Source organism: Agrobacterium sp. CCNWLW32 (assembly GCF_037083425.1).
Lineage (GTDB): Bacteria > Pseudomonadota > Alphaproteobacteria > Rhizobiales > Rhizobiaceae > Agrobacterium > Agrobacterium radiobacter.
This window is the reverse complement of record NZ_JBAOJM010000001.1, coordinates 611,367-623,529: the sequence shown is the minus strand read 5'-3', so window position 1 is coordinate 623,529 and position 12,163 is coordinate 611,367. Positions and strand designations below refer to the sequence as shown.

Below are 12,163 nucleotides of genomic sequence, written 5' to 3'. Positions count from 1 at the left end.
CTCGTATAAAACAAGGCTGCGCCGAGGAGCACAGCTTACATGGCAGACAAAATGCTTATCGACGCCTCCCACGAAGAGGAGACACGCGTAGTCGTTGTCCGTGGGAACCGGATCGAAGAATTCGATTTCGAATCGGAGCACAAAAAACAGATCCGCGGCAATATCTATCTTGCCAAGGTCACTCGCGTTGAGCCCTCCCTTCAGGCGGCCTTCGTCGATTACGGTGGAAACCGTCACGGCTTTCTCGCTTTCGCGGAAATCCATCCGGATTATTACCAGATCCCGCTTGCCGACCGTCAGGCTCTCCTGAAGGCGGAAGCCGAGGATCATCGCCGCAGCGACGACTTCGAATCCGCTGATGCACCCGAGCCCGGCGCCCCCATGATCGACCTTTCGCAGGTGGATCAGCCGGATGTCGGCATTGTTTCCGCCAGCGAAACCACTGAAACGGTCGTCGTGGAAGAGACTGCGCCTGTCGCGGAAGAGGTTTCCGAGGAAACCGCCGTCGAGGCCGTAGCCGTGGAAGCGCCCGCCGAGGAAGAAAAGCCGAAGAAGCGCACCCGCCGCCCCCGCGCGAAGAAGAAGACCGCCGAAGAAGAAGCCGCAGCAGCCGAGGCCGCCGAAGCTTCTTCCGAAGACGACGGCAGCACCGGTGGCGAAATGGCCGCCATGGTCGACACCGACACGATTTCCGAGGAAGTCGAGGGTCTTCGTCGTGGCAATGACGATGATGACGACGATGATGACGATCATCACGAAAAGGAAGTGATCGAATCCGTCGGCGCCGAAGACGCCATGGAAGAAGTTCCGGACCGCGTTGCCCGCAAGCCGCGCAAGCAGTATCGCATTCAGGAAGTCATCAAGCGCCGTCAGATCCTTCTGGTGCAGGTGGCCAAGGAAGAACGCGGCAACAAGGGTGCCGCACTCACCACCTATCTGTCGCTTGCCGGTCGTTATTCCGTGCTGATGCCGAACACGGCGCGCGGCGGTGGTATTTCCCGCAAGATCACCCAGCCGACCGACCGCAAGCGCCTGAAGGAAATCGCGCGCGATCTGGAGGTTCCGCAGGGCATGGGCGTCATTCTGCGTACCGCAGGCGCCAACCGCACCCGCGTCGAAATCAAGCGCGACTTCGAATATCTGATGCGCCTGTGGGAAAATGTCCGCACGCTGACGCTGAACTCCACGGCCCCCTGCCTCGTTTATGAGGAAGGCTCGCTCATCAAGCGTTCAATCCGCGACCTTTACAACAAGGATATAGGCGAGATCATCGTTTCGGGCGAAGAAGGCTATCGTGAAGCCAAAGACTTCATGAAGATGCTGATGCCGAGCCACGCCAAGGTGGTTCAGCCTTACCGCGACATTCATCCGATCTTCTCGCGCTCCGGTATCGAAGCCCAGCTCGACCGGATGCTGCAGCCGCAGGTCACGCTGAAGTCCGGCGGTTACCTCATCATCAACCAGACGGAAGCGCTGGTTTCCATCGACGTCAACTCCGGCCGTTCGACGCGCGAGCATTCCATTGAGGAAACTGCGCTGACGACGAACCTCGAGGCTGCGGAAGAAGTGGCGCGCCAGCTGCGCCTGCGCGACCTTGCCGGTCTTGTCGTCATCGACTTCATCGACATGGAAGAAAAGCGCAACAACCGCTCTGTCGAAAAGAAGCTCAAGGATTGCCTGAAGAACGACCGCGCCCGCATCCAGGTCGGCCGCATTTCGCATTTCGGCCTTCTGGAAATGTCGCGCCAGCGCATCCGCGCTTCGGTGCTGGAATCGACCACGCAGGTCTGCCAGCATTGTGGCGGCACGGGTCATGTCCGCTCGGAATCCTCCATCGCCCTGCATGTTCTGCGCGGCGTCGAGGAATATCTGCTGCGCAACACCACGCATAACATCACCGTGCGCTGCACGCCGGAAACGGCGCTTTACCTGCTCAACCACAAGCGCGGCACGATCGTCGATTATGAAGGCCGCTTCGGCGTGTCCATCATCATCGCTGCTGACGCCGGCGTCGGCGCGCAGCATTTCGCCATCGACCGTGGTGAAGCCGTCGAAAATCCGGTGAAGATCGAAAGCCTCATCCAGATGCTGCCGAGCTTCGTGGAAGAGGAAGACGATTTCGTCGCCGAGGTGGAAGAGGACGAAGACGAGGAAGAAATCGTCAAGGCGCAGACCTCCGAGCCACGCCAGCAGCAGCCACAGGGCGACAATAGTGAAGAAGGCAAGCGCAAGCGCAAGCGTCGTCGTCGCCGTCGCGGCAAGGGTGGCCAGGGCGACCAAAACGGTGCGCTCGACGCCCAGTCCGGCGATGCGGAAGGCGATGATGCCGAAGGTGACGACGATGGCATCGAAACCGATGAGGCCGATGCTGAAAACGAAAACGATGCAGCGGAAGCAGTAGGTTCCGAAGAGGATGGCAAGCGCAAGCGCCGCCGTCGCGGCAAGCGCGGTGGACGCCGCAACCGTGCGGAAGACGAAGCTCTTGATGCTGCCGACTCGGAAGCTGAAGGTGAGAGCGAAAGCGAAGAGGTTTCCGTTGAAGCATCTGTAACCGAAGAACCGACCGCCGCCGCCGCGGTGGAAGGTGTGGTTGCCGAGGTTGCGGAAGAGGAAGTGCCGAAGAAGCCACGCCGTACCCGCAAGGCGAAGGTCAAGACTGAAACCGAGGAAGCGCCGAAAGCTGAAGCCGTTGAAACGGTGGAGCCGGTGATCGTCGAGGAAACAGTCGCCGAGGTCGCGGTTGAAGAAGCTGGTGAGGCTTTGGCCGATCTGGCTCCGGAAGCGGAAGCACCGGCCACGGAAGAAAAAGTCCGCGCCAACCGGGGTAGCAATGTCTCCAGTTCGGAGCCGGTGGTGACCTCGTCTTCGCCGAACCCCGATGGCGACGAGCCTAAGCCGCGCAAGGGCGGCTGGTGGCAGCGCAAAGGCTTCTTCTGAGAGAAGAAAGACTGAATGAAAAACGCCCGCAACGATGTTGCGGGCGTTTTGTTTTGTCGATGCAAAGAACGGGCGTTTTCTTGAGCCGCTGACATTTCCTCATTCCTGTGCTTGTCACAGGAATCCAGTCGACGCGCGTCCGCGTGGCGGGAGTGTCCTTTCAGCCCAAGGACTTGGGCTTGCTGGATCCCTGTGACAAGCACAGGGATGAGAGTTGGGAAGGCCAGCCCGTCAAACAGACCGCGTCAGGCCACCATCAACCCGGATATTCTGGCCGGTAATATACCCCGCCCCTTCCGACGCGAGGAATGCTACGGTGGCGGCGATTTCCTCGCTCTTGCCGTAACGCTGCATCGGCACGGCCTCTCGGCGTTCTTCCGTGGCCGGCAGGCTGTCGATCCAGCCGGGCAGCACATTGTTCATGCGCACGTTGTCGGCCGCGTAGGTATCGGCAAATATCTTGGTGTAGGAGGCAAGGCCGGCGCGGAACACGGCGGATGTCGGAAACATGCTGCTGGGTTCAAAAGCCCAGGCCGTCGAGATATTGACGATCGCGCCCGCCTTTTGCTTCACCATGACGGGGGCGATGATACGCGTCGGGCGGATGACGTTCATCAGATAGACATCGAGGCCGGTGTGCCATTGCTCGTCGGTAATATCGAGAATGGAGGCGCGCGGGCCATGCCCGGCGCTGTTCACCAGCACGTCGATGCGGCCGAATGTTTCGAGTGTCCTGTCCGCCAGCCGCTGGAGATCGTCATTGGACTGGTTGGAACCGGTGACCCCGATGCCGCCCAGTTCCTTTGCCAGCGCCTCTCCCTTGCCGGAGGATGACAGGATCGCCAGTTTGTAACCGTCCGCGGCCAGCCGTTTCGCCACAGCTGCGCCCATGCCGCTGCCACCCGCCGTTACAATCGCCACTTTTTCTGCCGACATCGTTTTTCTCCATTTCCAGGCCTGCATCCATAAACTGCCCCATCTATAACGGGTTTCAACGACGAGTTCGAACCAGAAAGGCTTGGAGCGGCGTGCAGAAAAACTGATGCTGGAAATGTCAGCCTGACACACTCCCCTCTGCCGGATATGCTACCCTGCTGTCGGCTGGTGCCTCCTCCCTGTCCTGCAAGCCGTAGTCGCGTATCACATGCGCGATGCGCAGGCGATAATCGGAAAAAACACCGGACCGGCCCAGCGACTGCGCGGTGCGATGCGGCAGGGTATTACGCCACGCTTTCACCGCCTCCTCATCCCGGAAAAACGACAAAGACAGCATCTTTTCCGGATTGCTGATGCTCTGGAACCGTTCGACGGAGAGGAACCCATCAATGGTTTCGAGTCCGGCCCGCAGGCTGGCGGCGATATCGAGATAATGCTGTTTTTCGCCGTCGGCCGGCCAGACCTCGAAGATGACGGCGATCATTGCCCGCCTCCGGCATGCGGGGCGGAAGCGAGACGTAGAAACAGCCGGTCCTCACGGCGGATGAACTGCTCGCGCCGGGCGAATTCATAATTTTCCCGCCCGGCCGGATCGGCGGCAAGACGCGCCCTGTAGGCTTCGTAAGCGGCGAGGTTTTCGATGTTGTAAACACCATAGGCGATCGTGCTCGATCCCTCCTTCGGTGCGTAATAACCAATGAGATCGGCGCCGCAGCGTGGGATCGCCTCACCCCAGTTGCGGGCATATTGTTCGAAGGCATCGACCTTGAAGGGGTCGATCTCGTAGCGGATGAAACAGGTCAGCATCGTCACTCTCCTTAGTGTTCTGCCGCATCTTTTTACGCTATTGCCTAGCATCAATGCTTCGGCTATCATCGAAGTATGAAAGACGGACCTCTCATCGCCAACGTCGCCGCCCTGATCGGCGACCCTGCCCGCGCCAATATCCTGACGGCGCTGATGGATGGGCGCGCGCTCACCGCAAGCGAGCTTGCGGAAGCCGCTGGTGTAACCCTGCAGACCGCGAGCGGGCACCTGTCCAAACTCTCAGAAGCACAATTATTGAAGGCAGAAAAACAGGGGCGGCATCGTTACTTCCGTCTGTCAGACGAGGATGTTGCACAGGTTCTAGAAGCACTTATGGGCCTTGCCCAACGCACAGGGGCAATCCGCGTCCGCACCGGACCGAAGGACAAGGCTCTGCGTGAAGCGCGCATCTGCTACGACCATCTGGCCGGAGAAAGCGGCGTGGCGCTGCTTGCCGCTATTACCGCGAAGGGGCTCGTGACGTTAGGTGACGATCCCGCCCTAACGGATAGCGGACGCGACTTCTTCTCGAGCTTCGGCATCGACCTTTCGCCACTGGAAAAGGCGCGCCGCCCGGTCTGCCTGCATTGTCTTGACTGGAGCGAACGCCGCCATCACCTCGGCGGCGGGCTTGGCGCGTCTCTTCTGGAAGCCATGCAGCAGCGTGACTGGCTGCGGCGCGGAAACGGCCGGGTGCTGACCTTCACCGCAAAGGGTGAAAAGGCATTCAACAGCACCTTTAGCTGCACACCCGCCTGATCTCCCCGAGCGGATGATCCGGGCTTATTTCAGCCAGCCGGCAATACGTCCAACGGCCTCGGCAATGTCAGACACGGAACCCGCATAGGAAATGCGCAGCGCGCGATGGCCTTCTTCGGGATCGAAATCCATGCCTGGCGTCGCCGCCACATCGATTTCCGCCAGCATGCGCTTGGCGAAATCCATGCTGTCGTTGGAGAAGCGGCTTGTATCGACATAGGCGTAAAAAGCGCCATCCATGGGCGATGCCAGCGGCAGGCCGATTTCCGGCAGGCGCGCCATCAGGAAATCGCGGTTGGTGCGATAGCTTTCCCTGTAGACATCCAGTTCCTCCGCCGCCGAAAAGGCTGCAGTCGCCGCAAGCTGCGAAAGTTCCGGCGGGGAAATATAGAGGCTCTGGGCCAGACACTCGACCGGACGGACGAGATTCTCCGGCAGCACCATCCAGCCAATGCGCCAGCCGGTCATGCAATAATATTTGGAAAAGGAATTGATGATCACGGCATTATCGGTGATTTCGAGCGCGCTCGTCTCTTCGCCGACGAAGGTCAGGCCGTGATAGATTTCGTCGGAAATAAAAGCCATATCACGGCTTTCGCAATAGCCCGCCAGCCGCTTCAGCGCCTCGCGGCCGGTGACGGTGCCGGTCGGATTGGCCGGGCTTGCCAGCAACACGCCCTTCAGCTTGCAGCCGGCTCTTGTTTCCGCGCGCTCCAGGCTTGCCGGCGTCAGCGTATAACCGGTTTCGGCCGTGACCGGCACTTCCACGACATTGAGGCCGAGAGCCTTCAGAATATTGCGATAGGCCGGATAACCGGGCCTCGCGATGGCGACATGGTCTCCGGCATCGAAAAGGCTGAGGAAGGCGAGATTGAAGGCAGCAGACGAACCGGTGGTCACCGCGATGCGGCCCGGATCGATGGCGACCTGGTGACGCAGCCGGTAATGGCCGGCGATCGCCTCACGCAATTCGCGCAGGCCGAGCGCATCGGTATAACCGATCCGCCCGTGTTTCAGCGCGGCCTCAGCGGCTTCGAGCGACGCTTTCGGCGCGGGATGGGAGGGCTGGCCGACCGCCATGGAAATGACGGGGCGTCCCGCCTGCCTGCGCCTGTTCGCTTCCGCCAGAATATCCATGGCGTGAAAGGGTTCGACTGCGCTCCGCTTCGACATCGTGATCAAGGGCATGCTCTTTCCTGAACCGTATTTCAGAGACTTGCCGCAGAATCACAATCTTCACAATCATGCGATCATAATGCGGACAAGTATTTTTGCCGTATGGCATTTGGCTTAAAGTAAGGTAATTGCCTTCATAAGATTTCAAGAGGCTCCGGCCGCACAGAATGAGGACCGATATGGCGCATTTTCTCCGTTCCACCCTTCTCGCCAGCGTGACGGCCCTTTCGACGGTATTCGCCTCCCTGCCCGCCCATGCGCTCGATGAGCAGCAGAAGAAGGAAATGGGCGAGTTCATCAAGCAATATCTCATCGAGAACCCGGAAATCATGCTCGAGGTTCAGGATGCGCTTGAACGCAAGCAATATGCGACGCGTAACGCCAAGGCGGCGGAAGCCGTCGCCGACAACAAGAAGGCCATCTTCGAATCGAAATTCGATCTGGCGCTCGGCAATCCGGATGGCGACGTCACGCTGGTCGAGTTCTTCGATTACAATTGCGGTTATTGCAAACGCGCCATGGCTGACATGGATAAAATCCTGAAGGGCGACAAGAAGGTGCGCGTCGTTCTTAAGGAGTTCCCGATTCTGGGACCGGAATCGGTCGCCGCGCACCGCGTTTCCAACGCCGTCAAACTGCTTGCTCCGGCCAAGTACCCCGAGTTCCAGCGCACCCTGCTCGGTGGCCGCGGACGGGCGAATGAAGACAGCGCCATGGAAGTCGCGACCTCGCTCGGTCTCAAGGAAGCCGACATCCGCAAATCGATGGCGGAAAACCCCAATGACGAGCAGGTGCAGGAGACTTACAAGCTGGCAACCAGCCTCGGCATCACCGGAACGCCGTCCTATATCGTCGGCGACGAAGCGGTTTTCGGCGCGGTCGGTGCCGACCCGCTGAAGGAAAAAATCGCCAATATGCGCAGCTGTGGAAAAGCCACCTGCTCCTGATTGCTAAAAAAGCCACTGCATTCCCTGTGAGATGCCCGCCAAGCGGGCTGTTTACGGCTTGCGGGGGCTTTTCCTTGACGTCTGCGCAGTCTATAGGTGTCGCTGATTTTCTTATGGAAACGTGAATGAGCAACATCATCATCGTCATCAACGGCCCCAATCTCAACATGCTGGGAAAAAGGGAACCGGGTATCTATGGTGGCAAGACGCTGAAGGACATCGAGAATGATTGTCTTGCGGCCGGTGCCGATCTCGGTTTCGCAGTGGAATTCCGCCAGTCCAACCACGAAGGCGTGCTGGTGGACTGGTTGCAGGAGGCGGGCGAGCGGGCGGCGGGCGTCGTCATCAATCCCGGCGCCTACAGCCACACGTCGATCGCGTTGCATGACGCCATTCGCGCGATTTCCACGCCCGTCGTGGAAGTGCACATTTCCAACATCCACGCCCGGGAAGAGTTCCGTCACAAATCGATGGTATCACCCGCGGCGAAGGGCATGGTCTGCGGTTTCGGGCCATATGGATATATCATGGCGCTTCACGCGCTGAAAAACATCACGGCATAAAAAGAAACAAAGAATAGGGTTTGTCATGTCTGAAAAGAAACAGGGTATCGACAAGGAACTGATCCGCGAGCTCGCGAATATCCTCAACGATACCGACCTTTCGGAAATCGAAGTGGAGCAGGAAGATCTGCGCATCCGCGTCTCCCGCGCTGCTCCCGCTCCCGCCACGGTCTATGCTGCAGCGCCCGCCGCTTATGCGCCGGCACCTGCCCCGGCCGCCGCGCCGGCGATCGCCGCACCTGCTGCTCCCGCAGCGGCCGCAGCACCGGCCCGTAACCCGGCCAACACCGTGTCCTCGCCGATGGTCGGCACGGTCTATCTTTCGCCTGCCCCGGGCGCACGTCCCTTCATCGAAGTGGGCGCGACCGTCAAGGAAGGCCAGACCATTCTCATCGTCGAAGCTATGAAGACCATGAACCAGATCCCGGCTCCCAAGTCCGGCAAGGTCGTGGAAATCGTCGTCAACGACGCTCAGCCCGTGGAGTATGGCGAAGCCCTCGTGGTCATCGAATAAAGGCGGTTCAGCATGGTTTCGAAGATCCTCATAGCCAACCGCGGCGAGATCGCGCTACGCGTCCTGCGCGCCGCGAAAGAGCTTGGCATTCCGACGGTAGCCGTACATTCCACGGCCGACGCAGACGCCATGCATGTGCGCCTTGCCGACGAAAGCGTTTGCATCGGCCCGCCGCCCTCGCGTGACAGCTACCTCAACATCCACCAGATCGTTGCGGCCTGCGAAATAACAGGTGCGGACGCGGTTCACCCCGGTTACGGCTTCCTGTCGGAAAATGCCAAGTTCGCCGATATTCTCGACGCACACGGCATCACCTTCATCGGACCGACCGCCGAACATATCCGCATCATGGGCGACAAGATCACCGCCAAGCAGACGGCGCAGGAACTCGGCATTCCCGTCGTTCCCGGCTCTGATGGCGAAGTGAAGCCTGAAAACGCGCTCGAAATTGCCCGCACGATCGGCTTCCCAGTCCTCATCAAGGCAACGGCGGGCGGTGGCGGTCGCGGCATGAAGGTGGCGAAGACCGAGGCCGATCTGGAAGAGGCGGTTGCGACTGCCCGCTCCGAAGCGGCGGCAGCCTTCGGCAACGACGCCGTCTACATGGAAAAATACCTCGGCAAGCCGCGCCATATCGAAGTGCAGGTTTTCGGCGATGGCGAAGGCAATGCCGTTCACCTTGGCGAACGCGATTGCTCGTTGCAGCGCCGTCACCAGAAGGTGCTGGAAGAAGCCAATTCGCCGGCTTTGACCGTCGAACAGCGCATGAAGATCGGCGAGATTTGCGCCGACGCCATGCGCAAGCTGAAATATCGCGGTGCAGGCACCATCGAGTTCCTTTATGAAAACGGCGAGTTCTATTTCATCGAAATGAACACCCGTCTTCAGGTGGAGCATCCGGTCACGGAAGCGATCACCGGTATGGATCTCGTGCAGGAACAGATCAGGGTCGCTTCGGGCCAGGGTCTGTCGGTCACGCAGGCTGATATCGAATTCCATGGCCATGCCATCGAATGCCGAATCAATGCCGAAGACCCGCGCACCTTCGTTCCCTCGCCGGGCACGCTGACCTATTTCCATACGCCGGGCGGTCTTGGCGTGCGCGTCGATTCTGGCGCCTATCAGGGCTACAAGATCCCGCCCTACTACGACAGCATGATCGGCAAGCTGATTGTTCACGGCCGCGACCGTGACGAGTGCATTCGCCGCCTGCGTCGGGCGTTGGACGAATTCGTCGTCGATGGCATCAAGACCACGCTGCCGCTTTTCCAGGATCTTCTCGAAAACGAGGATATTCTGAAGGGCGATTACGACATTCACTGGCTGGAGAAATACCTGGCCGGTGACGCGTCTCACTAAGACGCTATGGTTGGGCGGCGCAGCAGAAATAATGGCATAACGGTCGATATTCTGCTGCGCGCCTATTCCGCCGGCCTGTTTCCCATGGCCGATTCGGCTGACGATCCCGAGCTGTTCTGGGTCGAGCCGGAGATTCGGGGTATCATTCCCCTCGCCTCCTTCCATATTTCCAAAAGCCTCGCCAAGGCGATGCGCAGGAAGCCGTTCGAGATACGCTTCAACACTGCCTTCGAAGCTGTCATGGCCGGATGCGCGGCGGAAGCGCCAGATAGACCAAGCACGTGGATCAACGCCACCATCCGCCGGCTCTATACCGAGTTGCACCAGATCGGCCATGCACACAGCGTGGAGGCATGGGAGGGCGAAGAGCTTGTCGGCGGGCTTTATGGCGTCTCGCTTGGTGGTGCCTTCTTCGGCGAGAGCATGTTTTCCCGCCGCACCAATGCATCGAAGATATGCCTCGTGCATCTGGTGGAGCGTTTGCGGCAGCAGGGGTTTACGCTGCTCGACACGCAATTTACGACCGAACATTTAAAGACATTCGGGGCAATCGATATTCCAAAGTCGGAATATGCGACGATACTGGAAGCGGCTGTCGATAGGCCGGATGTGCCCTTCGAAAATTTGCCTGCGCAAGAAAATCCACGCTGAAAACAACCTGAGATTTTGCTTGCAACCCTCAAAAACATGACTTATCCGGTCATGATATTTTATTCATCGGGGGTTGGTCATGCGCTGGATTGCGGCCTTGTTATTGATGCTGACGCTGGCGGTGAATGTCACCGCTGCTGAACAGCTCCCGAACCCGCTGGCCGCCTGGCGAAACGAAGTTTCCCGAGCCTTGACGGGCACAACCGGCCGCCCGGAATTCAAGGTCGTGCGGACAAACAAGCGGCAGGTCCTCCTTGTTACTTTCCGCGTTGACCCGGCGGGGAAAATACAGGCCGTTCAAGTCAAAAACGTAAGGGATAGCACCTATCAAACCCGAACGGCCGTGAAGAGGGCATTTTCTGAAATCAGATTCCCCTCACCTCCCGCCGGCGATCGACCCAATAAGTTCACCGTGCCGATCGCGATCGACCCCGAACTGACACGGGAAGAAATGATCGAACAATTGGAAAGCAAAAGCAAAGCACTGGCCGATTTGGCCGAGAAGCTCAGACGCCAGAAATAGGCGCGGTCGTGGGTTAAATTACTTGCTTGCCGTAGAGGGAGCAGGAACTTCCGAGTCCTGCTTGCAGCCTGTCAGCCACACGTCGTAAATTGGGTGTTCCACGGCATTGAGGCCGGGGCTGTCGGCGAACATCCAGCCTGTGAAAATCCGCTTGATCTTGCGGTCGAGCGTGATCTCATCGACCTCGATAAAAGCATCGATCTTCTGGGTTTCCGTCTGGTCGCGGGAATAACAGACCTTCGGCGTCACCTGAAGCGCGCCGAACTGCACAGTCTCATCGATATAGACATCGAAGGAGGTGATGCGGCCGGTGATCTTGTCGATGCCGGAAAACACGGCGACGCGGTTCTCCAGACGAGCGGCGGAGACGGGCGACACGAGGAGAACAGCAGAGACCGCCGCAAACAGCGACACTGTCAGCGCACGCAAAGAACGATCCCGCGTGATTTTCCTCATATAGTGGTCTCCAAAATTTGCCTGTGTCGCGATGCCGACCGGATCAACGCCTAAGGGCGGAATGTGGCAAAAACCGGTGAGGCCAGATGCAAGCGCGGTGTTTTGCACAACACCGCGCGTCACAAAAGCTTAGTTGCCAGGGGTCCAGGCGTCGTAGTCGCCGGTCACACGCGGGCGCTCGCCGGCAACAGCCAGCGATCCCTGAGGCCGATAGGCCTTGGACGTGCCAGTATGGTTCGGCTGGTGCGGCTTCTGCCACTCGCGCGCAACGTAGCTTTCCTGGCTTGGCGGCACGTCGGTGCGGTAATGCATCCAGCCATGCCAGCCGGGCGGAATGGCCGACGCTTCGGCATAACCATTATAGATTACCCAGCGCCGCGGCATGCCCCAGGACGTGGTGCCGCCTTCATAATAGGTGTTGCCCAACTCGTCCTGCCCGACCTTCTTGCCGAAACGCCAGGTGTGAAACCGCGTTCCGATCGTCTGGCCGTTCCACCAGGTGAAGATTTGCGTCAGGAGAGTCTTCATTATGCGT

Annotated in this window: 14 protein-coding genes; 8 read left to right on the top strand and 6 right to left on the bottom strand. The window is 59.3% G+C overall.

The annotated features are described in order from the left end of the window. Window positions 1-39: 39 nt before the first annotated feature. On the top strand, window positions 40-2,937 hold the full coding sequence (locus V6R85_RS03300) for an Rne/Rng family ribonuclease (protein WP_111834325.1): 2,898 nt from the start codon (window positions 40-42) through the stop codon (window positions 2,935-2,937). Window positions 2,938-3,168: 231 nt separating this feature from the next. Here V6R85_RS03300 and V6R85_RS03295 read toward each other — a convergent pair whose 3' ends face one another. The 3 genes from V6R85_RS03295 to V6R85_RS03285 form a co-directional block, all read right to left on the bottom strand. Further along, window positions 3,169-3,873, bottom strand: a complete 705-nt coding sequence (locus V6R85_RS03295) for an SDR family oxidoreductase (RefSeq protein ID WP_003502501.1) — start codon at window positions 3,871-3,873, stop codon at window positions 3,169-3,171. A 118-nt stretch (window positions 3,874-3,991) separates the two neighbouring features. Further along, a complete protein-coding gene (locus V6R85_RS03290) occupies window positions 3,992-4,357 on the bottom strand; it encodes an antibiotic biosynthesis monooxygenase family protein (protein WP_111834324.1) in 366 nt (121 codons plus the stop codon). Further along, window positions 4,354-4,680, bottom strand: coding sequence for an NIPSNAP family protein (locus V6R85_RS03285; protein WP_003502499.1), 327 nt, complete (start codon window positions 4,678-4,680; stop codon window positions 4,354-4,356). Before V6R85_RS03285 ends, V6R85_RS03290 begins: the two co-directional genes overlap by 4 nt. 75 nt (window positions 4,681-4,755) lie before the next feature. On the opposite strand from V6R85_RS03285, the gene V6R85_RS03280 reads away from it, so the two are divergent. Continuing rightward, entirely contained in the window at window positions 4,756-5,439 is a 684-nt protein-coding gene (locus V6R85_RS03280; RefSeq protein WP_003502498.1) for an ArsR/SmtB family transcription factor, read from the top strand. A gap of 24 nt (window positions 5,440-5,463) precedes the next feature. Here V6R85_RS03280 and V6R85_RS03275 read toward each other — a convergent pair whose 3' ends face one another. After that, window positions 5,464-6,621 (bottom strand): pyridoxal phosphate-dependent aminotransferase, encoded by a 1,158-nt coding sequence (locus V6R85_RS03275; RefSeq protein ID WP_165919991.1) that lies wholly within the window; start codon window positions 6,619-6,621, stop codon window positions 5,464-5,466. Between the two features lie 173 nt (window positions 6,622-6,794). On the opposite strand from V6R85_RS03275, the gene V6R85_RS03270 reads away from it, so the two are divergent. From V6R85_RS03270 to V6R85_RS03245, 6 genes are all read left to right on the top strand, one after another. After that, complete coding sequence (locus V6R85_RS03270; protein ID WP_003502496.1) at window positions 6,795-7,562, top strand: DsbA family protein; 768 nt, start codon at window positions 6,795-6,797, stop codon at window positions 7,560-7,562. A 125-nt stretch (window positions 7,563-7,687) separates the two neighbouring features. Then, entirely contained in the window at window positions 7,688-8,125 is a 438-nt protein-coding gene (aroQ, locus tag V6R85_RS03265) for a type II 3-dehydroquinate dehydratase (RefSeq protein WP_003502495.1), read from the top strand. A 25-nt stretch (window positions 8,126-8,150) separates the two neighbouring features. Continuing rightward, window positions 8,151-8,639 carry an acetyl-CoA carboxylase biotin carboxyl carrier protein gene (accB, locus tag V6R85_RS03260; protein ID WP_020012377.1) on the top strand — a complete coding sequence of 163 codons (489 nt, stop codon included), beginning with the start codon at window positions 8,151-8,153 and terminating at the stop codon, window positions 8,637-8,639. A 12-nt stretch (window positions 8,640-8,651) separates the two neighbouring features. After that, window positions 8,652-9,998, top strand: coding sequence for an acetyl-CoA carboxylase biotin carboxylase subunit (accC, locus tag V6R85_RS03255; protein ID WP_003502491.1), 1,347 nt, complete (start codon window positions 8,652-8,654; stop codon window positions 9,996-9,998). A 6-nt stretch (window positions 9,999-10,004) separates the two neighbouring features. Beyond that, a complete protein-coding gene (aat, locus tag V6R85_RS03250) occupies window positions 10,005-10,649 on the top strand; it encodes a leucyl/phenylalanyl-tRNA--protein transferase (protein WP_111792158.1) in 645 nt (214 codons plus the stop codon). A 79-nt stretch (window positions 10,650-10,728) separates the two neighbouring features. Beyond that, complete coding sequence (locus tag V6R85_RS03245) at window positions 10,729-11,172, top strand: hypothetical protein (RefSeq protein ID WP_035212392.1); 444 nt, start codon at window positions 10,729-10,731, stop codon at window positions 11,170-11,172. 18 nt (window positions 11,173-11,190) lie between these two features. On the opposite strand, the gene V6R85_RS03240 is transcribed toward V6R85_RS03245, so the two are convergent. Both V6R85_RS03240 and V6R85_RS03235 read right to left on the bottom strand, forming a co-directional pair. Beyond that, the gene (locus tag V6R85_RS03240; RefSeq protein ID WP_026364075.1) at window positions 11,191-11,628 is read right to left on the bottom strand and encodes a DUF2155 domain-containing protein; all 438 of its coding nucleotides are present in this window, start codon (window positions 11,626-11,628) and stop codon (window positions 11,191-11,193) included. Between the two features lie 129 nt (window positions 11,629-11,757). Continuing rightward, a complete protein-coding gene (locus tag V6R85_RS03235) occupies window positions 11,758-12,156 on the bottom strand; it encodes an NADH:ubiquinone oxidoreductase subunit NDUFA12 (protein WP_080866104.1) in 399 nt (132 codons plus the stop codon). Window positions 12,157-12,163: the final 7 nt, after the last annotated feature.

Bases quoted from the DNA above. Each gene is read 5' to 3' on its own strand.
- V6R85_RS03270 (WP_003502496.1), top strand. From the start codon at position 6,795: ATGGCGCATTTTCTCCGTTCCACCCTTCTCGCCAGCGTGACGGCCCTT.
- aat (WP_111792158.1), top strand. From the start codon at position 10,005: ATGGTTGGGCGGCGCAGCAGAAATAATGGCATAACGGTCGATATTCTG.
- accB (WP_020012377.1), top strand. From the start codon at position 8,151: ATGTCTGAAAAGAAACAGGGTATCGACAAGGAACTGATCCGCGAGCTC.
- V6R85_RS03285 (WP_003502499.1), bottom strand. From the start codon at position 4,680: ATGCTGACCTGTTTCATCCGCTACGAGATCGACCCCTTCAAGGTCGAT.
- accC (WP_003502491.1), top strand. From the start codon at position 8,652: ATGGTTTCGAAGATCCTCATAGCCAACCGCGGCGAGATCGCGCTACGC.
- V6R85_RS03290 (WP_111834324.1), bottom strand. From the start codon at position 4,357: ATGATCGCCGTCATCTTCGAGGTCTGGCCGGCCGACGGCGAAAAACAG.
- V6R85_RS03235 (WP_080866104.1), bottom strand. From the start codon at position 12,156: ATGAAGACTCTCCTGACGCAAATCTTCACCTGGTGGAACGGCCAGACG.
- V6R85_RS03295 (WP_003502501.1), bottom strand. From the start codon at position 3,873: ATGTCGGCAGAAAAAGTGGCGATTGTAACGGCGGGTGGCAGCGGCATG.
- V6R85_RS03240 (WP_026364075.1), bottom strand. From the start codon at position 11,628: ATGAGGAAAATCACGCGGGATCGTTCTTTGCGTGCGCTGACAGTGTCG.
- V6R85_RS03300 (WP_111834325.1), top strand. From the start codon at position 40: ATGGCAGACAAAATGCTTATCGACGCCTCCCACGAAGAGGAGACACGC.
- V6R85_RS03280 (WP_003502498.1), top strand. From the start codon at position 4,756: ATGAAAGACGGACCTCTCATCGCCAACGTCGCCGCCCTGATCGGCGAC.
- aroQ (WP_003502495.1), top strand. From the start codon at position 7,688: ATGAGCAACATCATCATCGTCATCAACGGCCCCAATCTCAACATGCTG.
- V6R85_RS03245 (WP_035212392.1), top strand. From the start codon at position 10,729: ATGCGCTGGATTGCGGCCTTGTTATTGATGCTGACGCTGGCGGTGAAT.